Source organism: Aeromicrobium sp. IC_218 (genome assembly GCF_004336805.1).
Classification (GTDB): Bacteria; Actinomycetota; Actinomycetes; order Propionibacteriales; family Nocardioidaceae; genus Aeromicrobium.
This window is the reverse complement of the sequence record NZ_SJXM01000017.1, coordinates 30769-51245: the sequence shown is the minus strand read 5'-3', so window position 1 is coordinate 51245 and position 20477 is coordinate 30769. Positions and strand designations below refer to the sequence as shown.

Genomic DNA, 20477 nt, shown 5'->3' with positions numbered 1-20477 from the left:
CGGGGAGGCGGCGCCGCTCGGACGTTGCGGACCGTTGCGGGTTCGGCGGGTTCCCGTTGCGCGCTGCACCCGTTCCGTGACGTTTCGGTGTGACCGGGCTTACGTTGCCGAGACAGTCCAGATCCAGGGGGGATCCACATGCGACGAACCATCGCCGTAGCCACGACCGTGGCAGTCATGGCCGCGCTGTCGGCCGGCACGCCTGCTCTCGCCCACGGCGGCAAGAGCCATCAGGACCGCGAGCTGGGCACCAGGCTCGCCCGCGCGGTCACCGTCGACGGGGTGCTCAAGCACGCCCGCGCCTTCCAGCGCATCGCCGACCGCAACGACGGCAACCGCGCCTCCGGCCTGCCCGGCTACGACGCATCCGCCGACTACGTGGCCACCCGCCTCGAGCGCGCCGGCTACGAGGTCACGCGCCAGACGTTCACCTTCCCGTTCTGGCGCGACGTGGCTCCGCCGACGCTCGCCCAGACCGCGCCCGGCTCGGTCGACTACGAGACCGGGTCGTTCACCTACTCCGGCAGCGGGGACGTGACCGGAGCCGTCGTGCCGGTCGACCTGACGCTCCCGCCCACGCCCGAGCCGAGCAGCACGTCCGGCTGCGAGGCCGCCGACTTCACGCCGGCCCCCGCCGCTCCCACGGTCGCGCTCGTCCAGCGCGGCTCGTGCGACTTCGCGGTGAAGGTCGCGAACGCGGTCGCCGCCGGCTACGACGCGGTGATCATCTTCAACGAGGGCAATCCCGGCCGCACCGACCTCACGACCGGCACGCTCGGTGCCCCGGTGACGGTGCCCGTCGTCGGGCTGTCGTTCGCCGACGGATCCGCCCTGGCGCAGACCGCCGGCGCCCAGGTGCGCGTGACGACCCAGACCGAGACCGACCTGCAGCGCGAGACCGAGAACGTCATCGCCGACCTGCCGGCCCGCCACCACGGCCAGGGTCACCACGGCTCGCACGGCTCGAAGGGCTCGAAGGGCTCGAAGGGCAAGGGGCACGACCGCAGCCAGCGGTTCGCCGAGGACGAGGTCGTCGTCGTGGGCGCCCACCTCGACAGCGTCACCGAGGGCCCGGGCATCAACGACAACGGGTCGGGCTCGGCCACGATCCTCGAGATCGCCGAGGAGCTCTCCGACCAGGGCTTCCGTGACCTGCGTCGTCCCGTCCGGTTCGCGTTCTGGGGCGCCGAGGAGGCCGGCTTGCTCGGTTCGGAGCACTACGTCGCGTCGCTGAGCCCGGACGAGCTGGCCTCGATCCACGCCAACCTCAACTTCGACATGCTCGGCTCGCCGAACTACGTCCGCTTCGTCTACGACGGCGACGGGTCGGAGGGCGGCGAGGCCGGACCGGAGGGCTCGGCCCAGATCGAGGAGGTCTTCACCGACTACTTCGACCGGCGCGGCCTGGCCTCGGAGCCCACCGACTTCGACGGACGGTCCGACTACGGCCCGTTCATCGCGGCCGGCATCCCGGCGGGCGGGCTGTTCAGCGGCGCCGAGGGCGTCAAGACGCCCGAGCAGGCGGCGGTCTACGGCGGCACGGCGGGCGAGGCGTACGACGCCTGCTACCACTCGGCGTGCGACGACCTGTCGAACCTGAGCAACCGGGCGCTGTCCGAGCTCGGGGACGCCGCGGCGTTCGCCACCGGGACGCTGCTGACGTCGCGGGACGGCTTCAGCCGGGACGACCGCCCGCGCGGCCACCACGGCAAGAAGCAGCACCGCGACCGCACGTGGCGGTCGGCCGAGCACGGCCCGCGTCGCTGACGCACCGACGAGCGTCCGGTCCCGCGTCCGTCCCGGGGCCGGACGCTCGCGTGCGGGTGCCCGGTCCCGGCCGCGGGGGCATGATGGCCGCATGCGTCTCACCCGTCACGGTCACGCCTGCCTGCTCGTCGAGACCGGCGGGGCCCACGTGCTGGTCGATCCCGGTGTCTTCAGTCCCGACGCGGCCTTCGCCCTCGAGGGCCTGGACGCCGTCGTGGTCACCCATCAGCACCCCGACCACGTCGACGACGACCGCCTGCCCGGGCTGCTCGCGCTCAACCCCGACGCGGTCCTGCTGGCCGAGCCGCAGGTGCAGGAGAAGCTGGGCGACGCCTGGACACCCACCGCGCACGGCCGCTCGGTGACCGTGCGCGGGGCGACGCTGACCGGCGTCGGCGAGCTGCACGCCGTCATCGCCGCGCAGCTCCCCCGCGTCGGCAACGTCGGCGTGCTGGTGTCCGCGCCCGGCGAGCCGACCCTGTTCCACCCGGGCGACTCCTACGCCGTCGCGCCCGAGGACGTGGACGTGCTGGCCCTCCCGCTCAGCGCGCCGTGGACGAAGGTGTCGGAGACGATCGACTTCCTGCAGCGCGTCGCCCCGCGGACCTACCTGCCCGTGCACGACGCGACGATCGCGCCGCCGGCGTACGACATCTACTGGAACCACACCGCTACCCTGGGCGGGGTGGCCGACGCCCGCCGGCTCGCGCCGGACGAGTCCACGCAGGTGTGACACGCGCGTCATCGGCTGAGCCTGGACTTATCTCATGACTGAGATACCGTGGTGGTCATGGATCACACCGGGGACAACGATTATCTCATGAGGATCGGGTCGCTCATCCGCGACGCCCGTCAGCACAGCGGCCTCACCCAGGCGCAGCTCGCGACCGAGCTGAAGACCAGCCAGAGCGCGATCAACCGCATCGAGAAGGGTCAGCAGAACCTGACCCTGGACATGCTCGCCCGCATCGGCGCCGCCCTCGACTCCGAGCTCGTCAGCGTCGGCACGTCCGGCCCCAGCCACCTGCGGGTGGCCGGCGGCACGACCCTGTCGGGCGCCATCGACGTGAAGTCCAGCAAGAACGCGGGCGTCGCGCTGCTGTGCGCCGCCCTGCTCAACGAGGGCCGCACGGTGCTGCGCAAGGTCGCCCGCATCGAGGAGGTCAACCGCCTGCTCGAGGTGCTTGAGTCCATCGGCGTGAAGACCCGCTGGATGAACGACGAGAACGACCTCGAGCTCGTCGCGCCCGAGCGCCTCGACCTGGCCGCGATGGACGAGCACGCCGCCCGCCGCACGCGCAGCATCATCATGTTCCTCGGCCCGCTCATGCAGCGCTACGACGACTTCGAGCTGCCGTACGCCGGTGGCTGCGACCTCGGCACCCGCACGGTCGAGCCGCACATGACCGCGCTGCGTCCGTTCGGCCTCAAGGTCGTCGCCACCGAGGGCAGCTACCACGCCTCCACCGCCCAGGGCGTCGGCCCGGAGCGTCCGATCGTGCTCACCGAGCGCGGCGACACCGTCACCGAGAACGCGCTGCTGGCCGCGGCCCGCTACGACGGCGTCACCGTCATCCGCAACGCGAGCCCCAACTACATGGTCCAGGACCTGTGCTTCTTCCTGACCAAGCTGGGCGTCCAAATCGAGGGCATCGGCACCACGACGCTGCGGGTCACCGGCAAGCCGCGCATCAACGTCGACGTCGACTACGCGCCGAGCGAGGACCCGATCGAGGCCATGAGCCTCATCGCGGCCGCGATCGTCACGAAGTCGAGCATCACCGTGCGCCGCGTCCCGATCGAGTTCATGGAGATCGAGCTCGCGCTGCTGGAGGAGATGGGCTTCCAGTACGACCGCTCCCCCGAGTACGCGGCCGAGAACGAGCGCACGCGCCTGGTCGACATCACGACCTACCCGTCCACGCTCAAGGCGCCGATCGACAAGATCCACCCGATGCCGTTCCCGGGCCTGAACATCGACAACCTGCCGTTCTTCGCGGTCATCGCGGCGACGGCCGAGGGCCAGACCCTGCTGCACGACTGGGTCTACGAGAACCGGGCGATCTACCTGACCGAGCTCAACAAGCTCGGTGCCCAGGTGAAGCTGCTCGACCCGCACCGCGTCCTCATCGAGGGCCCGACGCACTGGAGCGGCGCCGAGCTGGTGTGCCCGCCCGCGCTCCGTCCGGCGGTCGTCATCCTCATCGCGATGCTCGCGGCCAAGGGCACGTCGGTGCTGCGCAGCGTCTACGTGATCAACCGCGGCTACGAGGACCTGGCCGAGCGGCTCAACGCGCTCGGCGCCAGCATCGAGACCTTCCGCGACATCTGAGCGGCTAGGTCAGGGTGGCGAGCACCAGCCCGTCGCCCTCGTCCTGCCGCAGCCGCAGCGCCGCCCCGGTGACGTCCACGGACGTCCCGGGGCGGCGCTGCACCCGCAGGACGTGGTCGCCGAGGCGCACGGTCGTGGCGTCGTCGGAGTCCTCGGGCTCGGGCCGGACGACGCCGGGCACCTCGAGCCCTGGCGCGCCGTCGCCTCGCACGGAGGCGGAGCCGGGCAGCGGACGGGTGCCGTCCGACGTCGCCAGCTCCTGGTCGGCCTCGCGTCCCGCCCCGGCGATCGTGGTGGCCAGGACGCGCATGTGGACGGGGTCGGCGCAGGCGTCGTACACCCAGCGGGGGCCGAGCACGGAGTGCTCCATCGTGCCGACCAGCGCCGCCTCCGCGCCCTCGAGCGGCGCCGCGCGGTAGGTCAGCGGCACCTGGACGAGCGGTCCGTCGCCGCCGCGCAGCAGGAATGTCTCCATGCCCACCTCGCCGTCCGGGTCGTCGAACCGGAACGTGGCCACCTTGGTCAGCGCCGACGCGTCGCCCCGCCACCAGGGGCGGCCCGGGAGCCACCCGGCCAGCAGCTCGAGCTTGCCCGGACTCAGCGTCGCGTCGTGGATGAGTGCCATGGCGCGAGCCTAGGCGTGGCGCGGGCCAGGCGGCCCGGGCCGTGCCCTAGCGTGACCTGCGTGACACTCCCCCGCGTCCACCCCTACCTCGACGTCGACGGGCCGATCGCCTTCGCCCACCGTGGCGGGGCCGCGATGGCCGGCAACGAGGGGCTGGAGAACACCCTCGCCGCGCTCCGGCGCGCCGTCGACCTCGGCTACCGCTACCTGGAGACCGACGTCCGGGCCACGCAGGACGGCGTGGTGTACCTGTGCCACGACGCCGACCTGCTGCGGCTGGCCGGCGCCGAGCGCCCGATCGCGAGCATGCTGGAGGCCGAGTTGCGTGAGCTGCGCGTCGGCGACGCCGAGCCGTTCGTCCGGCTCGAGGACGCCCTCACGGCCCTGCCCGACGCCCGCTTCAACATCGACCTCAAGTCCGACGACGTCGTCGACCCGGCCCTCGCCCTGCTCGACCGGCACGACGCCTACGACCGGGTGTGCCTCGGGTCGTTCTCGACCGAGCGCATCCAGCGGGTGCGCGCCGCCCGGCCGCAGGCGCTCACGTCGTTCGCCAGCACCGAGGTCGCGACGTTCGTGCTGGCCCCGATACGCCGGTGGCGCGAGCGGCCCGTCCGGCGGGGCGCCCGCTGCCTGCAGGTGCCCCGCACCCGCGGGCCGCTCACCGTCGTGACCCGCCGGTTCGTGGAGCGGGCGCACGCCGCCGGCTGCGTCGTGCACGTCTGGACGATCGACGACCCGGCCGAGATGCGCGCGCTGCTCGACCTCGGCGTGGACGGCCTCGTGACCGACCGGCCCGACCTGCTCAAGGACGTCCTGCTCGAGCGGGGCCAGTGGAAGGACGCCGCATGACCACCCTCTCCCCCAAGCCGACGATCACCCGCGAGCAGCGGGCCTGGTTCTTCTACGACTGGGCCAACAGCGGCTACTGGACGACGACGGCCACGGTGCTGTTCTCGCCGTACCTCACCAGCGTCGCCGAGCAGGCCGCCTGCGGGTACGCCGGCACGTCCGACCGGCCCTGCCGCGAGGACGTCGACGTGCTCGGCTTCCTGAGCCTCTCGGCCGGCTCGCTGGTCTTCTACGTCATCACCTTCACGACGCTGCTGTCGGCGCTCCTGCTGCCGGTCGTGGGCGTGCTGGCCGACCGCACCGAGTCCAAGCGCAAGCTGCTCGCCGGCATCGGCTGGACCGGCAGCGTCTTCGCCGCGGCCATGTTCCTGGTCACCGGGTCGAGCTGGGAGCTCGGCGCCCTCCTGCTCATCGGGGCCAACCTGTGCTTCGCGTCCTCGATCGTGGTCTACGACGCGATCCTGGTCGACATCGCGCCGCCCGACGACCGCGACCGCATCTCCTCGCGCGGCTGGGCGCTGGGCTACCTGGGCGGCGCCATCCTGCTCGCGGTGAACCTGGCCGTCGTCACCATGCACGACGCGCTCGGCATGACGACGCAGGAGGCCGTCCGGGTCTCGATGCTGAGCGCCGCGATCTGGTGGGCCGGGTTCACGATCATCCCGTTCCGCGGCCTCAAGGACCACCCGCCGCGGGCCGTGGTCGACCCCGAGGCCGGCACGGCGACCGTCCGCGGCAGCTTCGTGCAGCTCTGGACGACGCTGCGCGGCCTGCGTGCGTACCCGCAGACCATGCTCTTCCTGGCCGCGTACCTGTTCTTCAACGACGGCATCCAGACCGTCATCTCGGCCTCCTCGGTGTACGGGGAGAAGGAGCTGGGCTTCGACACCAACGTCCTCATGGCCACGATCCTGCTCGTGCAGTTCGTCGCCTTCGGCGGCGCGCTGCTGTTCGGCCGGGTCGCCGCCCGCATCGGCGCCCGGCGGACGATCCTGGGCGGCCTGGCGGTGTGGATCCTCATCGTCTGCGCGGGCTACGTGCTGCCCGCGGGCCAGATCGTCCCGTTCCTGGTCATGGCCGCCGGCATCGGCCTGGTCATGGGCGGCACGCAGGCGCTCTCGCGCTCGTTCTTCAGCCAGCTCATCCCGCCCGGCCGCGAGGCGGAGTACTTCAGCCTCTACCAGGCCTGCGAGCGCGGGACGAGCTGGTTCGGCACCCTCGTGTTCGCCGTCGTCCACCAGATGACCGGCTCGTACCGGCCGGCGATCCTGGCGCTCATCGTGTTCTTCGTCGTCGGCGGCGCCCTGCTGCTCAAGGTCGATCCGCGTCGCGGAGTTCGGGAGGCGGGCAACGCCGAGCCTGCCGTACTGTGAAATCTCGGGGACACCTTCACCCCCTTCGGGGAATCTCACGAGGCCCTCGGACGTTCACACTGACGTAACGGACGAAGGAGTTGAGCACGCATGGCAGAGCGCGCACTACGGGGAGCGCGTCTCGGAACCCAGAGCTTCGAGGACGAGCGCGGTGTCGAGATGGCGCCCCGACAGCAGATCGAGTACGTGCTGCCCGACGGCGGCACGTTCACCGTCACCATGTCCGTCGAGGCCGAGGTGCCCGACGAGTGGGAGGACCCCAAGACCGGGGTCATGGCCCGTCGCAAGGACGCCGGCGAGCCCGAGGCCAAGGACGAGAAGGCCGCACGCACGCACTGGGACATGCTGCTCGAGCGTCGCTCCGTCGACGAGCTCGAGGAGATCCTGACCGAGCGGCTGGAGATGCTCCGCGCCGGTGAGATCGGCCCGCCGCACCTGCACCGCGGCACCAAGAAGAAGCCCGCCTAGGAACGCGGCGGCGTCCGCTCTCCCCCGGCGACGTCGACCGTGCGCGAGGCCCCGGCCACCGGCCGGGGCCTTCGTGCGTCCCGGGCCTAGCGGCGGCGCGGGGCGCGGCCGACGAACCCGACCACGCCGAGCGCCACGAGGAGCCAGCCGATCTCGCGACCCCAGCGGACGCCCGCCGTCTGCTCGGTCGCGAGCGGCACCGACGCGCTGAGCGTGGCGGGCTGCTGGCGCGGCGCGACGTCCACCACGTCGCCGTGGGCGTCCACGATGCCGCTGACGCCGTTCGTCGAGGGCACCAGCACCCAGCGTCCGGTCTCGATGGCCCGGAGCCGGGAGATCTTGAACTGCTGGTCCGGCTGCGCGGTGCCGGTGAAGGCGGCGTTGGACGTCTGCACGACCATCACCTCGGCGCCGCCCTCGACGTCGTCGCGGACGACGTCGTCGTAGGCGATGTCCCAGCAGATGGTGTCGCCGACCTCGGTGCCGCCGATGGTCAGCGCTCCCGGGTCCTCGCCGGCGACGAAGTCGCGCGGGATGTCGCGGTCGATGCGCGGCACGATCGAGCCCAGCTGCTGGCGGAACGGCACGTACTCGCCGTACGGCACCGGGCGGCGCTTCACGTACTTCTCCCCCGGCCCGTCCGCCGTCCACACCAGGCCGGCGTTGAGCGCGGTGGTGTCGGTGGGGCCGTCGAGGATGCCGCCGACGAGCAGCGGGGCGCCCAGGTCGGCGACGAGGTCGTCGAGCACCGCGGCGGCGTTCGCGTCCTGGAGCGGGTCGATGTCGGTGGCGTTCTCCGGCCACAGGACAACGTCCGGCTGCGGCACCCGGCCGGCGCGCACGTCGTCGGCCAGCCGGCGCGTCTCGGCGACGTGGAGGCCGAAGATCTCGCCGCGTGGCCAGGTCAGGAAGACGCCGGGCACGTCGCCTTGCACGAGCGAGAACTGGCGTGTCCCGCTGGGGCCGGCGACGCCGGTCGGCAGCACGGCGCACACGACGGTCGCCGCCGCGATCCCGGCCACGACGCCGACGGCCCGGCGGACGCTGAACGCGATGACCAGCGAGGCGAGGCCGGCCGACACCGCGAACAGCAGCGCGCTGGTGCCCGGCACGCCGAGGTAGCGGACGCTGGACTCGAACGGCGTGTCGATGGCGGTGTGGCCGAGCCGGCCCCACGGGAAGCCGCTGAACGGAACCCGACCGCGGAGCATCTCGACGCCGACCCACACGCCCGTGGCCCACAGCGCCCACCAGCGCAGGCGCATGGCGCGGCGCAGCCCGAGGGCGGCGAGGGCGAGGAACGGCACCTGGGCGAGGACGAGGGCGACGTACGCACCGTCGCTGACCGCACGCATCCACCAGATGAGGACGGCCATGAACGCCAGCCCGTAGAGGGCGCCGGCGGCGAGGGTGACCCGCGCGCGGCGCGGCTGCAGGTGGTGGACGACGACCAGGAGGCCGGCGACGCCGACGACCATCGCGTACGGGACGGCGAGCGGGTCGAAGGCCAGGGCCGACACGACGCCGGCGGCGGCACTCGCCACCAGGGCCACGGTCGTTCGCACGCGGTTACCGTACAGGGATCGTCCACGCCAAGAGCCCGGCCCCTTCGGACCGACATCGAACGAGCTGGAGGCCCGCGCGGTGCCGTTGTCTACTGGAGCCGGGGCCCTTGACGTCGTCCACCGCATGGGGCCCGGCGGGACCTGTCGGACGCAGTCCCCGGTCTTGGCGGGAGACCGGGAGGCTGCGTCGTGCCAGGGGCGCGGACGGTCCAGCGGCGGTTGGTGGACGGGACGACTCTTCCGGTCCGCGGGCCGGCCTGTCAAGCGATTCGGCCGAGCCCGGGACCTTCGGGTCAGGGAAGCCGGACGAGCTCGCGCGGACGCACGTTCAGCACCTCGAGCGCGCCGTCCTCGCCGATGACCGCGATGTCCTCGATGCGGGCCCCGTAGGAGCCCTCGACGTAGAAGCCGGGCTCGATCGAGAACGCCATGCCCGGCTCGAGGGCGAGGTCGTTGCCGGCGATGATGTACGGCTCCTCGTGGGTCTCCTGGCCGATGCCGTGGCCCGTGCGGTGCAGGAACAGCTCACCGATGCCCGCCTCGGTCATGAGGTCACGGCCGACGGCGTCGACCGACTCGGCGCTGACCCCGGCGCGTGCGTGCTCGCGCTGCGCGGCCTGCGCGGCGAGCAGCACCTCGTACTTGGCCAGGTAGTCGGCGGGCGGCTCTCCCCCGGCGACGTAGTTGCGGGTGGAGTCCGAGCAGTAGCCCTCGGGGGTCGTGCCGCCGAGGTCGACGACGACCGGCTCACCGGCGCCGATGACGCGGTCGGAGACCTCGTGGTGCGGGGACGCGCCGTTCGGGCCGGAGCCGACGATGACGAAGTCGACCGTCTCGTGGCCCTCCTCCAGGATCGCACGGGCGATGTCGGCGCCCACCTCGCGCTCGGTGCGCCCGACGCGCAGGAACTCGCCCATGCGGGCGTGCACCCGGTCGATCGCCTCGCCGGCGGCGCGGAGCGCGGCGACCTCGGCGGCGTCCTTGCGCATGCGCAGCTCGGTGAGCAGCGGGCCGGCCAGCACCTGGTCGGTGGTGGGCAGCGCCTCGCCGAGGGCGAAGACCCGCGAGGCCCACATCTGGTCGTCCAGCGCCACCGTGCCGGCAGCGTCGCCCACGATCGAGGCGACCAGCGCGAACGGGTCGTCGGACTCGTCCCACGTCGCGAGCTCGACGGACGTGCCGGAGTCCAGCGCGGCCTGCTTCTCCAGCCGCGGCACGACCAGCACGGGGTCGCCCGACGCGCGCACGACCAGGCAGGTCAGGCGCTCGAGCGGCTTGGCCGCGTACCCGGTGAGGTAGCGCAGGTCGGCTCCGGGGGTCACCAACAGGGCGTCGACGCCCTCGCGCTGCGCGAGGGCCTGGGCACGGTCGAGTCGAGAAGTCACGCGGCCACCCTACGGCCGCCCTCCTCACTAGACTCACGGCCATGCCGTCGCGCCCCCGCCTCCTCGCCCTCGACACCGCGAGCCTGTACTTCCGTGCCTTCTACGGCGTCCCGGACTCGCTCAAGGCGCCGGACGGCACGCCCGTCAACGCCGTGCGCGGGCTGCTCGACTTCGTCGCGACGCTCGCCGACGCGCACTCCCCCGACGTCGTCGTGGCGTGCTGGGACGACGCGTGGCGGCCGCAGTGGCGGGTCGACCTGCTGCCCACCTACAAGACGCACCGGCTCGCCGATCCCGAGGCGCCCGCCTCCGAGCAGGCCGAGGAGTCGCCCGAGGGGCTGGCGCCGCAGGTGCCGCTCATCCGCGAGGCGCTCGGGCTGCTGGGCATCCCCGTCGTGGGGGCGCCGGACGCGGAGGCCGACGACGTGCTGGGCACCTACGCGGTGTCGTGGGACGGCCCGGTCGACGTGGTCACCGGCGACCGCGACCTCTTCCAGCTCGTCGACGACGCCAAGCCCGTCCGGGTGCTCTACACGGCCCGCGGCGTCCGCCAGCACGACGTGGTCGACGAGGCGTGGGTGCGCGACAAGTACGGCATCGAGGCCGCCCAGTACGTCGACTACGCGGTCATGCGCGGCGACGCGTCCGACGGGCTGCCCGGCGTGGCCGGCATCGGAGAGAAGACGGCGGCGACGCTGCTCGGCACCTACCCGGACGTCCTGGCCATCGCGCAGGCCGCGCACGACGACGGCTCGACGCTCAAGCCGCGCGTGCGCCAGAGCCTGCGCGACTCGCTGGCCTACATCACGGCGGCCGTGGAGGTCGTCACCGTCAAGCCGGACCTGCCGAACCTGCCGCAGCCGGCCATGGCGCCGCCGGACCTGGACGGCTTCGCCACCTTCGCCGAGCGCTGGAACCTCGGCGGCTCCGCCCAGCGGGTGCTCACCGCCCTGGGCCACCCCACCGACGACTGACTCACCGTCCCGTTGAGTGTGACGTTCTGTCCGCGACACGCCGCGGATGGCGTGCAGAACGTCACGCTCAGCGCGAGGGCGACCCCTCGGCGGTGGTGAGGTCCCCCGGATCAGGCGGTGTCGACGACGCCGTGACGCAGCAGCGACACGGCCTCGCGGGCGGTCTTCCCCAGGTCGCCGGAACCGGCAGCGTCCGCCACCTGCGCGGTCAGGTCGATGAGCTGCTTGACCGAGCGGACGAAGTCGCCCGGGGCCACGTCGGCCTCGTAGAGCACCTCGTCGAGCTCGGCACCGGACGCCCAGCGGTACGCGGTGTGGGCGAAGCCGAAGTCCGGCGGGCGCAGGAAGCGCAGCCGGTGCTCGCGCTCGACCATCGCCAGCTCGCCGGCCAGCCGGTCCATGTCGACCGCGACCTCGCGCAGCCCGTCGCTCGGGAACCGCGGGGCGGGCGTGTCCTCGTTGGCCCGGCTGCTGAACGTCAGGCCGCTCAGCACCGCCGCCAGCTCCGCCGGGCCCAGCCCGTTCCACAGCCCCTGGCGCAGGCACTCGCTGATGAGCAGGTCGGACTCGCTGTAGAGCCGCTGCAGCCGCTGGCCCTCGTCGGTGACCGTGTCGCCCTCGAGGTAGCCGAGCGTCTCCAGCACCTCGCACACGCGGTCGAACTCGCGGGCCACGGTGTTGGTGCGCTGCTCGATCCGGCGGCGCTGGTTGGACGTGTCGCGGTCGAGCTTGAGGTGCCGCTCCGCCCACCGCGCGTGCGACTCCCGGTCGGGGCACTGGTGGCAGGGGTGGTCCTTCATGCGGCGGCGCAGCTCGGCGATCTCCGGGTCGTCGTGGCCGTCGCGTGCGGGCCGCGGACGCTGGCGGGTGCGCTGGTAGTCGGCATTGTCGGCCTGCAGGCGCAGCGTGTTGGCCAGGTCGCGCCGGGCCTGGGCGTTGCGCGCGTTGAACTGGCGCGGCACCCGCATGCGCAGCAGCGGCTCGGCCGGCACCGGGAAGTCGATCGTGCCCAGCCGCTTGGCGTGCCGCGACTCGGTCAGCACGAGCGGGCGCGGACCGTCGCGGTCGGCCGGGCTGGCCCCGTCGAGCACCACGGCCAGGCCGGAGAACTTGCCCCCCGGCACGTCGATGACGTCGCCGACCTTGAGCGCGAGCAGGGAGTCGACGACCTGCTCGCGTGCCTGCGCCTTGCGGCGGCGGGCGCCCTGGGCCTCGAGGTCGCTGATCTGGCGCCGGAGCCCCTGGTACTCCATGAAGTCGCCCAGGTGGCAGGTGGCGGCCTCGGCGTAGCCCTCCAGTGCCTCCTCGGCCTGGTGGATCTGGCGGGCCAGGCCGACCACCGAGCGGTCGGCCTGGAACTGGGCGAACGACTGCTCCAGCAGCTCCCGGGCCGACGAGCGTCCGACCTGGTGCACCAGGTTGACCGCCATGTTGTAGGACGGCTTGAAGCTCGACTTGAGGGGATACGTGCGGGTCGAGGCGAGGCCAGCCACCTGCCGCGGGTCGAGGCCGGGCTGGAACAGCACCACCCCGTGGCCCTCGACGTCGATGCCGCGGCGGCCCGCGCGCCCGGTCAGCTGGGTGTACTCCCCCGGCGTCACGTCGGCGTGGGTCTCGCCGTTCCACTTGGTCAGCTTCTCCAGCACGACCGAGCGGGCCGGCATGTTGATGCCCAGGGCCAGCGTCTCGGTGGCGAAGACGACCTTCACCAGGCCACGGCTGAACAGCTTCTCGACGCACTCCTTGAACGTCGGCAGCACGCCGGCGTGGTGGGCCGCGACGCCGCGCACGAGCGACTCGGCGAAGTCGTGGTAGCCCAGGACGTGCAGGTCGTCCTCGGACAGCTCGGAGACCGCGGCGTCGACGTAGCCACGGATCTCCTCGCGCTCCTCGGGCGTGGTGAGCGTCAGGCGCGCGTCGGCGCACTGGCGCACCGCCGCGTCGCAGCCCGCGCGGCTGAAGATGAACACGATGGCCGGGAGCAGGGCCTCGGAGTCGAGCTTGGCCACCAGGTCGGGCCGGCTCGGCGTGTGGAAGCGCTTGGCGTGCGGACGCTTGCCGCCCTTGCCCGGGCGCCGGTCACGCGGGATGCGCGAGAGCTGCCAGTCCTCGCGGGCCACGCGCTCCAACGCCTTGTTGACCGTGGTGCCGTCGTCCTCGAACAGCGGGAACATCCGGCGTCCGACGAGCACGTGCTGGTGCAGCGGGACCGGCCGGCGCTCCTCCATGACGGTGACGTTCGAGCCGCGCACCTCGGTGAGCCAGTCGCCGAACTCCTCGGCGTTGGACACGGTGGCCGACAGCGCGACGACCGAGACGGACTCGGGGAGGTTGATGATGACCTCCTCCCACACCGCGCCGCGGAACCGGTCGGCCAGGTAGTGCACCTCGTCCATGACGACGAAGGCCAGACCGACGAGGGTCCGGCTGCCCGCGTAGAGCATGTTGCGCAGCACCTCGGTCGTCATGACGACGATCGGCGCCTCGCCGTTGATCGAGTTGTCGCCGGTCAGCAGGCCGACGTTCTCCGCGCCGTGACGCTCGACCAGGTCGTGGAACTTCTGGTTCGACAGCGCCTTGATCGGTGTCGTGTAGAACGCCTTCTGGCCCCGGGCGAGCGCGAGGTGCACGGCGAACTCGCCGACGACGGTCTTGCCGGCACCGGTGGGGGCGGCGACGAGCACGCCCGACCCGTCCTCGACGTGGCGGCAGGCCTCCTCCTGGAACGGGTCGAGCCCGAACGGGTAGCCGCCGCGGAACTCGGCGAGATGGGGGTGCTTCCGGTCCCGCCGCGCCTGGGCGTAGGCCTCGGCGGGACTTCTCGTCGTGCTCATGCCTCCAGCCTAGTGAGCGCGCCGTGAGGTCACGGAACGAAGACCTGCAGCGCGCCCGGCCGGACGTCCGCGGTGAGCGGCAGCGGACCGAGCCGCTCGCCGTCGCCGTACGCGACGACGCCCGGCGACGCGACCCGGACGCGACGCACCCGGTGACGCTCGAAGGCCGGATGGTCGACGTGCCGTCCCGACGGCAGCTGCGGGAAGACCTTGAGCAGCTCGGCCTTGGAGACCGGCTTGATCACCACGACGTCGAGCAGTCCGTCGTCGGGCACGGCGCCGGCGCAGATGCGCAGCCCGCCACCGAACGACTCGCCGTTGCCGACCGCCACGAGCATCGCCTCGGTGCTCAGCCGCTCGCCGTCCAGGTCGAGCTCAAACGGCAGCGGCTCGAACACGCGCAGCTCCTGGGCCACGGCCCGCAGGTAGCGCAGCCGGCCGTGCGGCCACCGCAGCGCGTTGGCCCGCTCGTTGACCTTGGAGTCGAAGCCGGACGCGACGACGGACGCGACGAGGATGCCGCCGACGTCCATGAGGTCGATGGACCGCGTGCGTCCGGCGTGGACGACGTCGACGGCCGCGTGCACGGAGCGCAGCGGGAGGTCGAGGGTGCGGGCCACGTCGTTGCCGGTGCCGGCGGGCACCAGGCCGACCGGGACGCCCGTGCCGGCGACGGCGTCGAGCACGCCGTGCAGCGCACCGTCACCGCCGACCACGACGACGCCGTCGACGAGTCCGGAGTCGAGCTCCAGGCTCAGCGCCGCGCGGCGCTCGGCGGCAGTCTGTCCGGGGACCACCACGACGGTGTGTCCCGCCCGGCCCAGGAGGGCGGCGGCCTCCCCCGCGACACGGTCGCCCTGCTGGCGGCCGGAGAGCGGGTTGACGACGACGGCGAGACGCATGGCGCTCACCCTAGAGCGGCGAGGCCTCGTCGTCGGACCACTGCGACGACTCACGCGCGCGACGGCGGTCGGTGAACAGCGTGATGACCTCGGCGATGAAGTACAGCACCGTCATCGGGGCCGCCAGGAAGATCATCGTGACCGGATCGGTCGTCGGGGTGGCCACCGCGGCGAACACGAAGATGCCGATGACGATCCACGGCCGCGCACGCACGAGGGCGCTGTGGCTGACCGCGCCGATGCGGTTGAGCAGGATGACCACGAGCGGGATCTCGGCGGCCAGGCCGAACACCAGCAGCATGCGGGTGACGAAGTCGAGGTAGTCGGCCGCCGTGAGGATCGACTCCCAGCCCTCGGGCACGAAGCCGAGCAGCACCTCGATGCCCTTCGGCAGCACGAGGTAGCCGACGCCGACGCCGGCCAGGAACAACGGGACGCCGGTGCCGGTGAGCAGCACCGCCCACTTCTTCTCGTGCTTGTGCATGGCCGGCAGCACGAAGGCCCAGATCTGCCAGAACCAGACCGGGCTGGAGATGACCAGCCCGACGATGACCGAGATCTTGAGCTGGAACTGCAGGGCTCCGCCCACGCCGGTGATGGCGAGGGTCGCGTCGAGTCCCTGCTCACGCAGCAGCGGGGCGATGCCCGTCTCGTAGGGCTTGGTCAGCAGGTCCAGGACCTGCGGGTACAGGAACCAGCCGACCACGGTGCCGATCGCGATGGCCAGCACCGACCGGAACAGCCGGTTCCGCAGCTCCGCGAGGTGCTCGACCAGCGTCATGGTGCCGCCCGGCGCGGAGACCGGGCGGCGCTTGAACAGCGCCACCTACGGGCGGTCGGTCTTCTTGTCGACCTCGAGCGGGTCGATCGCCTCGTGCTGGGTCGCCGCGTCGTGACGCTTGTCGTCCTCCTCCAGCCCACGCACCTCGGACTTGAAGATGCGCAGGGCGCGACCGGAGCCGCGCGCGAGCTCGGGGAGCTTCTTCGCGCCGAACAGCAGCACGACCACCGCCAGGATCAGCAGGATCTCCGTCGGGCCGATGTTTCGCATGTCAGTTCTCCTCGTGGGGGGACGTCTGTTCATCGTACGCCGCCAGTGCTTGCGCGGCGGTGGCGGTGACCGCCTCCGCGAGCTCGCGCGGCTCCACGACGGTGACCGCGCCGCCGTTGCGCAGCACGAGCCGGCGGAGCCAGTCCATCGTGCTGCCGTGCAGGCGGATGCGGACGACGTCGGGCTCGGGCTCGCCCACGTGCTCGACGTCGTAGTACTCGGTCAGCCAGTGGGCGTCCGGGCGCAGGTCGAGCACCGCGGACGGCGTCTGCTCCCCCACCCGGAAGGTGCCCTCGGACATCGCCTCGGGCGCCACCTCGCGCGGCTCGTAGTGGTCACCGGTCGGCTCCGCCGTCTCGATGCGGTCCAGCCGGAAGGTGCGCAGGTCGTCGACCCGGCGGCACCAGGCCTCGACGAAGCGGCGGCCCTGCGCGGCGAACAGACGCAGCGGCTCGATGGTGCGCTCGGTGACCTCGTCACGGGCCGGGGTGGCGTAGGTGATGCGGACGGCCTCGTGCTCGGCCAGCGCGCGCGTCAGCGTGTCCTGGACGACCGGGTCGGCCTCCTCGACGTGCACGTGGGCCGGCGACGTCGCCAGCTCGCCGACGAGCGCCTCCAGCTTGGCCAGCACGCCGTCGATGACGTCGGACTGGGCCTGCGTCGAGGACGCGCGCAGCGTGCGCAGGGCGACGATGAGCGCGGCGGCCTCACCACGGTCCAGGCGCAGCGGACGGTCGAGGTAGTCGGCGTTGTCGATGCGCACGATGCCGTCGAGCTCGAGCGCGTCCATGTCGACGTCGATCATCTCGCCGGGCATCGCCTGCGGCAGGCCGCAGAACCACAGCACGTTGAGGTCCTTGACGATCTGCTTGGTGCTGACGCCGAAGTCCTGGGCGACCTGCTTGACCGGGATGCCGTCGCGTCCGTGCAGGTACGGCACGAGCGTCAGCATCCGCGCGAGCTGGTCACGCGACGAACCGCCGGTCATCTGGTTGCCTCCTCGGCGGCGGCGCGCAGGCGCGCGACGGTCTGGGCGCGGACGTCCTCGGGCTCCAGCACGACGACGTCCGGGCCGAAGGACGCGGCCTCGGAGGCCAGCTCCCACGGCGAGGCGTAGGCGACCATGATCTCGTCCCACTCGTCGTCGACCGGGACGGTGCTCTGCGCGGTGCGGCGCAGCGAGTTGCCCCGCCCGCGGCGCACGCGCAGCCGGGCCGGCTCGACGGCCGGGGCCGGGAACAGCTCGTGCGCGAGCGCCTTGAGGTCGAGGTCGGCCGGCACGTCGTAGGAGCCGGGCGCGCCGGTGCGGGTGACGTCGCCCGTCACTCGCGTCAGGCGGAAGACCCGCGGCGCGTCACGGTCGACGTCGAAGCCGGCCAGGTACCAGCGGCCATGCCAGGACAGGACGCCCCACGGCTGCACGTGGCGCGTGGACGGTTCACGGCCGGGACGCTGGTACTCGAACGAGATCGGGACCCGGCGGGTGGCGGCGTCCCAGACAGCGTCGAAGGACGGCTCGTTGGCCGACAGCCGGGGCTCGACCATCGACAGCACGCGGTCGTCGACCTCGATGCCGGCGGCCTTGAGCTTCACGAGCGCCTGGCCCGACTCCCCGGCCAGGCCCGCGTGCTCCCACACGCGTCCGGCCAGGCCGACGACGGCCGCCTCCTCGGGCGTGAGGTCGATGTCGCCGAGCTCGAAGTCGCCGCGGCTGATGCGGTAGCCGACCTCGTCGTCGAACAGCTTGTCGTGCGAGCCGGTCTCGATGACGATGCCGATCTCGCGCAGCTCGTCCTTGTCACGCTCGAACATCCGGTCGAAGGCCTCGTCGGACTGGTCGCGGTAGCCCTCGACCACCTGACGGATCCGGTCCTTCGTGAGGAACTGTCGTGAGACCAGGAGCGCGATGACCAGGTTCATCAACCGCTCGGTCTTGCGCGCCACCATGCCCGCAGGATGTCAGTCGGCGTCGAGCACGTCCACTGCGAACAGCAGCGTGTCGCCCGGCTTGATGTCGCCCTGGCCCTGGTCGCCGTACGCGGTGTCGGCCGGGCAGACCAGCAGCACGCGGCTGCCGACGGTCTGGCCGATCAGCTGGTCCCAGCACGGGATGAGCTGGCCGGTGCCGATCGTGCTCGTGAACGGCTGGCCCTTCGACCACGACTCGTCGAAGACGGCGCCCTGGGGGTAGACCTGGCCGGTGTAGTTGATGGTGATGGCCTGCTGCTTCTCGACCTTGGGGCCGTCGCCCTTGATCGCGACGTACGCGGCCTGCTTGGAGACCTTCTTCGGCGTCTGCTTGGTCGCCTTGAAGCCCTTCGGGTGGCCCTGGTCGTCCAGCTCGACGGTCGGGACGGTGCTCGGCACCTTCTGCTCGGCGCCGGTCGCCTCGGTGGGCAGCTTCGCCACGACGTCGAAGACGAACACCATCGAGTCGTCCTTCTTCAGGTCGAGCTGGGTGTTGGCCTGGCCGAAGCCGTCCTTCGGGGCGATGCCGACGAGCACGCGGCTGCCGACCTTCTGGCCGGTCAGGCCCTTGACGAAGCCGGGCAGGATCGCGCCCTCCTTGAGGGTGGCGACCAGGCGCTGGTCGGCCTTCCAGGAGTTGTCGACCTCCTTGGCGGTGCGGCCGTTGTACGCGACGTAGCTCAGCTTGACGACGTCGCCCTCCTTCAGCTCCTCGCCGTCGCCCTCCTCGATGACCTTCGTGGACGTCGAGTCGACCTCGAGGCCCTTCTCCAGGTCGACCTTCGGCTCCTTGTCGGCCGCGCCGGTCACCTTCACGTCGGAGAGCGCCTTGGAGCCGGCGTCGTCACCACCACCACAGCCGGACAGGACGAGCATCGACCCGAGGGCCACAGCGAGAAGACGGCGCACGAAGTACCTCCTGGAGGACGGGAAAACCTCCCCCACCCTAGCGACGGAGGCCAAGAGGATGCTGACAGCCGGCTGTGTGTCTCCGGCAGCCCGTCACATGCCGTCGATGAGCTTCTGGACGCGCTCGTCGTGGGCCCGGAACGGGTCCTTGCACAGCACCGTGCGCTGCGCCTGGTCGTTGAGCTTGAGGTGCACCCAGTCGACCGTGAAGTCGCGCCGGCGCTCTTGCGCGCGCTTGATGAACTCTCCGCGCAGGCGGGCGCGGGTGGTCTGCGGCGGGACGCTCTTGGCGGTGAACACGTCCAGGTCGCGCGACACGCGGGCGACCGAGCCGCGCCGCTCGAGCAGGTGGAACAGGCCGCGGTCGCGGCGGATGTCGTGATAGGCCAGGTCGAGCTGGGCGATGCGCGCGTCCGACCAGGTCAGGCCGTGCGTCGAGCGGTAGCGCTCGAGCAGCTTGTACTTGATCACCCAGTCGATCTCGCGCTCCACGAGCGAGAGGTCCTCGGACTCGACCGCCTTGAGCGTGCGCTCCCACAGGTCGAGGGCACGCAGCAGGGTCGGCGACGACAGCCCGGTGCGGTCGACGAAGTCGGCGGCCTTGGAGAAGTACTCGGCCTGGATCTCCAGCGCCGACAGCTCACGGCCGTTGGCCAGCTGCACCTTGCGGCGTCCGGTCATGTCGTGGGCGATCTCGCGGATCGCCCGGATCGGGTTCTCCAGCGTCATGTCGCGCATGGGGACGCCGGCCTCGATCATCCGCAGCACCAGGTCGGTGGACGCGACCTTGAGCATCGTCGTCGTCTCGCTCATGTTCGAGTCGCCGACGATGACGTGGAGCCGGCGGTAGCGCTCGGCGTCCGCGTGCGGCTCGTCGCGGGTGTTGATGATCGGCCGCGACCGGGTGGTGGCGCTCGAGACGCCCTCCCAGATGTGCTCGGCCCGCTGACTCACCGAGAACACGGTGCCGCGCGGCGTCTGCTGCACCTTGCCCGCGCCGACGATGATCTGGCGCGACACCAGGAACGGGATGAGGACGTCGGCCAGCCGGCTGAACTCCCCCTGCCGGCCCACGAGGTAGTTCTCGTGGCAGCCGTAGGAGTTGCCGGCCGAGTCGGTGTTGTTCTTGAACAGGTAGATGTCGCCCTCGACGCCGTCCTCGGCGAGCCGGTTCTGCGCGTCGAGCATGAGTCCCTCGAGGATGCGCTCGCCGGCGCGGTCGTGGGTGACCAGGTCGACGATGTCGTCGCACTCGGGCGTCGCGTACTCGGGGTGGCTGCCCACGTCCAGGTACAGCCGGGCGCCGTTCTTGAGGAACACGTTGCTGCTGCGCCCCCACGACACCACCCGACGGAACAGGTAGCGCGCCACCTCGTCGGGCGACAGTCGGCGCTGGCCCTTGAACGAGCAGGTGACCCCGTACTCGTTCTCGATCCCGAAGATCCGCCGGTCCATGTAGGAACCCTAGTCCG

At 72.0% G+C, this 20477-nt stretch carries 18 protein-coding genes; 7 read left to right on the top strand and 11 right to left on the bottom strand.

The features are described from left to right. The first annotated feature begins 138 nt into the window (after positions 1 to 138). From E0W78_RS15125 to E0W78_RS15115, 3 genes are all read left to right on the top strand, one after another. Entirely contained in the window at positions 139 to 1767 is a 1629-nt protein-coding gene (locus E0W78_RS15125; RefSeq protein ID WP_207392782.1) for a M20/M25/M40 family metallo-hydrolase, read from the top strand. Between the two features lie 91 nt (positions 1768 to 1858). Further along, entirely contained in the window at positions 1859 to 2500 is a 642-nt protein-coding gene (locus tag E0W78_RS15120) for an MBL fold metallo-hydrolase (RefSeq protein WP_131404766.1), read from the top strand. An 87-nt stretch (positions 2501 to 2587) separates the two neighbouring features. Then, on the top strand, positions 2588 to 4099 hold the full coding sequence (locus tag E0W78_RS15115; RefSeq protein ID WP_242686375.1) for a UDP-N-acetylglucosamine 1-carboxyvinyltransferase: 1512 nt from the start codon (positions 2588 to 2590) through the stop codon (positions 4097 to 4099). Positions 4100 to 4103: 4 nt separating this feature from the next. On the opposite strand, the gene E0W78_RS15110 is transcribed toward E0W78_RS15115, so the two are convergent. Next, on the bottom strand, positions 4104 to 4724 hold the full coding sequence (locus E0W78_RS15110) for a hypothetical protein (protein ID WP_131404764.1): 621 nt from the start codon (positions 4722 to 4724) through the stop codon (positions 4104 to 4106). 60 nt (positions 4725 to 4784) lie between these two features. On the opposite strand from E0W78_RS15110, the gene E0W78_RS15105 reads away from it, so the two are divergent. From E0W78_RS15105 to E0W78_RS15095, 3 genes are all read left to right on the top strand, one after another. Continuing rightward, positions 4785 to 5576: a glycerophosphodiester phosphodiesterase gene (locus E0W78_RS15105; protein ID WP_131404763.1), complete on the top strand. Its 792-nt coding sequence runs from the start codon at positions 4785 to 4787 to the stop codon at positions 5574 to 5576. Beyond that, on the top strand, positions 5573 to 6949 hold the full coding sequence (locus E0W78_RS15100) for an MFS transporter (RefSeq protein ID WP_131404762.1): 1377 nt from the start codon (positions 5573 to 5575) through the stop codon (positions 6947 to 6949). Before E0W78_RS15105 ends, E0W78_RS15100 begins: the two co-directional genes overlap by 4 nt. A 90-nt stretch (positions 6950 to 7039) precedes the next feature. Continuing rightward, positions 7040 to 7417 (top strand): RNA polymerase-binding protein RbpA, encoded by a 378-nt coding sequence (locus tag E0W78_RS15095; RefSeq protein ID WP_131404761.1) that lies wholly within the window; start codon positions 7040 to 7042, stop codon positions 7415 to 7417. Positions 7418 to 7503: 86 nt separating this feature from the next. Here the strand turns inward: E0W78_RS15095 and lnt are convergent, their stop codons facing one another. Further along, positions 7504 to 8982 carry an apolipoprotein N-acyltransferase gene (lnt, locus tag E0W78_RS15090; protein WP_165570531.1) on the bottom strand — a complete coding sequence of 493 codons (1479 nt, stop codon included), beginning with the start codon at positions 8980 to 8982 and terminating at the stop codon, positions 7504 to 7506. 293 nt (positions 8983 to 9275) lie between these two features. Then, on the bottom strand, positions 9276 to 10367 hold the full coding sequence (locus E0W78_RS15085; RefSeq protein ID WP_131404759.1) for a Xaa-Pro peptidase family protein: 1092 nt from the start codon (positions 10365 to 10367) through the stop codon (positions 9276 to 9278). 41 nt (positions 10368 to 10408) lie between these two features. Between E0W78_RS15085 and E0W78_RS15080 the strand changes: the two genes are divergently transcribed. Further along, on the top strand, positions 10409 to 11341 hold the full coding sequence (locus E0W78_RS15080; RefSeq protein WP_131404758.1) for a 5'-3' exonuclease: 933 nt from the start codon (positions 10409 to 10411) through the stop codon (positions 11339 to 11341). Positions 11342 to 11451: 110 nt separating this feature from the next. Here E0W78_RS15080 and E0W78_RS15075 read toward each other — a convergent pair whose 3' ends face one another. The 8 genes from E0W78_RS15075 to pafA form a co-directional block, all read right to left on the bottom strand. After that, positions 11452 to 14175 carry a DEAD/DEAH box helicase gene (locus E0W78_RS15075; RefSeq protein ID WP_131404757.1) on the bottom strand — a complete coding sequence of 908 codons (2724 nt, stop codon included), beginning with the start codon at positions 14173 to 14175 and terminating at the stop codon, positions 11452 to 11454. Between the two features lie 29 nt (positions 14176 to 14204). Then, complete coding sequence (locus E0W78_RS15070; protein WP_131404756.1) at positions 14205 to 15077, bottom strand: diacylglycerol kinase family protein; 873 nt, start codon at positions 15075 to 15077, stop codon at positions 14205 to 14207. Positions 15078 to 15087: 10 nt separating this feature from the next. Continuing rightward, on the bottom strand, positions 15088 to 15903 hold the full coding sequence (gene tatC / locus E0W78_RS15065; protein WP_242686374.1) for a twin-arginine translocase subunit TatC: 816 nt from the start codon (positions 15901 to 15903) through the stop codon (positions 15088 to 15090). After that, positions 15904 to 16128, bottom strand: a complete 225-nt coding sequence (tatA, locus tag E0W78_RS15060; protein ID WP_131404755.1) for a Sec-independent protein translocase subunit TatA — start codon at positions 16126 to 16128, stop codon at positions 15904 to 15906. A 1-nt stretch (position 16129) separates the two neighbouring features. After that, positions 16130 to 17116 carry a WYL domain-containing protein gene (locus E0W78_RS15055; RefSeq protein ID WP_131404754.1) on the bottom strand — a complete coding sequence of 329 codons (987 nt, stop codon included), beginning with the start codon at positions 17114 to 17116 and terminating at the stop codon, positions 16130 to 16132. Next, the gene (locus E0W78_RS15050; RefSeq protein ID WP_131404753.1) at positions 17113 to 18075 is read right to left on the bottom strand and encodes a WYL domain-containing protein; all 963 of its coding nucleotides are present in this window, start codon (positions 18073 to 18075) and stop codon (positions 17113 to 17115) included. Before E0W78_RS15050 ends, E0W78_RS15055 begins: the two co-directional genes overlap by 4 nt. A 12-nt stretch (positions 18076 to 18087) precedes the next feature. Continuing rightward, a complete protein-coding gene (locus E0W78_RS15045) occupies positions 18088 to 19005 on the bottom strand; it encodes an FKBP-type peptidyl-prolyl cis-trans isomerase (RefSeq protein WP_131404752.1) in 918 nt (305 codons plus the stop codon). A 93-nt stretch (positions 19006 to 19098) separates the two neighbouring features. After that, positions 19099 to 20460, bottom strand: a complete 1362-nt coding sequence (pafA, locus tag E0W78_RS15040) for a Pup--protein ligase (protein ID WP_131404751.1) — start codon at positions 20458 to 20460, stop codon at positions 19099 to 19101. Between the last annotated feature and the right edge of the window lie 17 nt (positions 20461 to 20477).

Coding starts and splice junctions, on each gene's coding strand:
- pafA (WP_131404751.1), bottom strand. CDS start 20,460: ATGGACCGGCGGATCTTCGGGATCGAGAACGAGTACGGGGTCACCTGC.
- E0W78_RS15125 (WP_207392782.1), top strand. CDS start 139: ATGCGACGAACCATCGCCGTAGCCACGACCGTGGCAGTCATGGCCGCG.
- E0W78_RS15115 (WP_242686375.1), top strand. CDS start 2,588: ATGAGGATCGGGTCGCTCATCCGCGACGCCCGTCAGCACAGCGGCCTC.
- E0W78_RS15050 (WP_131404753.1), bottom strand. CDS start 18,075: ATGGTGGCGCGCAAGACCGAGCGGTTGATGAACCTGGTCATCGCGCTC.
- E0W78_RS15070 (WP_131404756.1), bottom strand. CDS start 15,077: ATGCGTCTCGCCGTCGTCGTCAACCCGCTCTCCGGCCGCCAGCAGGGC.
- E0W78_RS15055 (WP_131404754.1), bottom strand. CDS start 17,116: ATGACCGGCGGTTCGTCGCGTGACCAGCTCGCGCGGATGCTGACGCTC.
- E0W78_RS15080 (WP_131404758.1), top strand. CDS start 10,409: ATGCCGTCGCGCCCCCGCCTCCTCGCCCTCGACACCGCGAGCCTGTAC.
- E0W78_RS15110 (WP_131404764.1), bottom strand. CDS start 4,724: ATGGCACTCATCCACGACGCGACGCTGAGTCCGGGCAAGCTCGAGCTG.
- E0W78_RS15095 (WP_131404761.1), top strand. CDS start 7,040: ATGGCAGAGCGCGCACTACGGGGAGCGCGTCTCGGAACCCAGAGCTTC.
- E0W78_RS15075 (WP_131404757.1), bottom strand. CDS start 14,175: ATGAGCACGACGAGAAGTCCCGCCGAGGCCTACGCCCAGGCGCGGCGG.
- E0W78_RS15120 (WP_131404766.1), top strand. CDS start 1,859: ATGCGTCTCACCCGTCACGGTCACGCCTGCCTGCTCGTCGAGACCGGC.
- E0W78_RS15100 (WP_131404762.1), top strand. CDS start 5,573: ATGACCACCCTCTCCCCCAAGCCGACGATCACCCGCGAGCAGCGGGCC.
- tatA (WP_131404755.1), bottom strand. CDS start 16,128: ATGCGAAACATCGGCCCGACGGAGATCCTGCTGATCCTGGCGGTGGTC.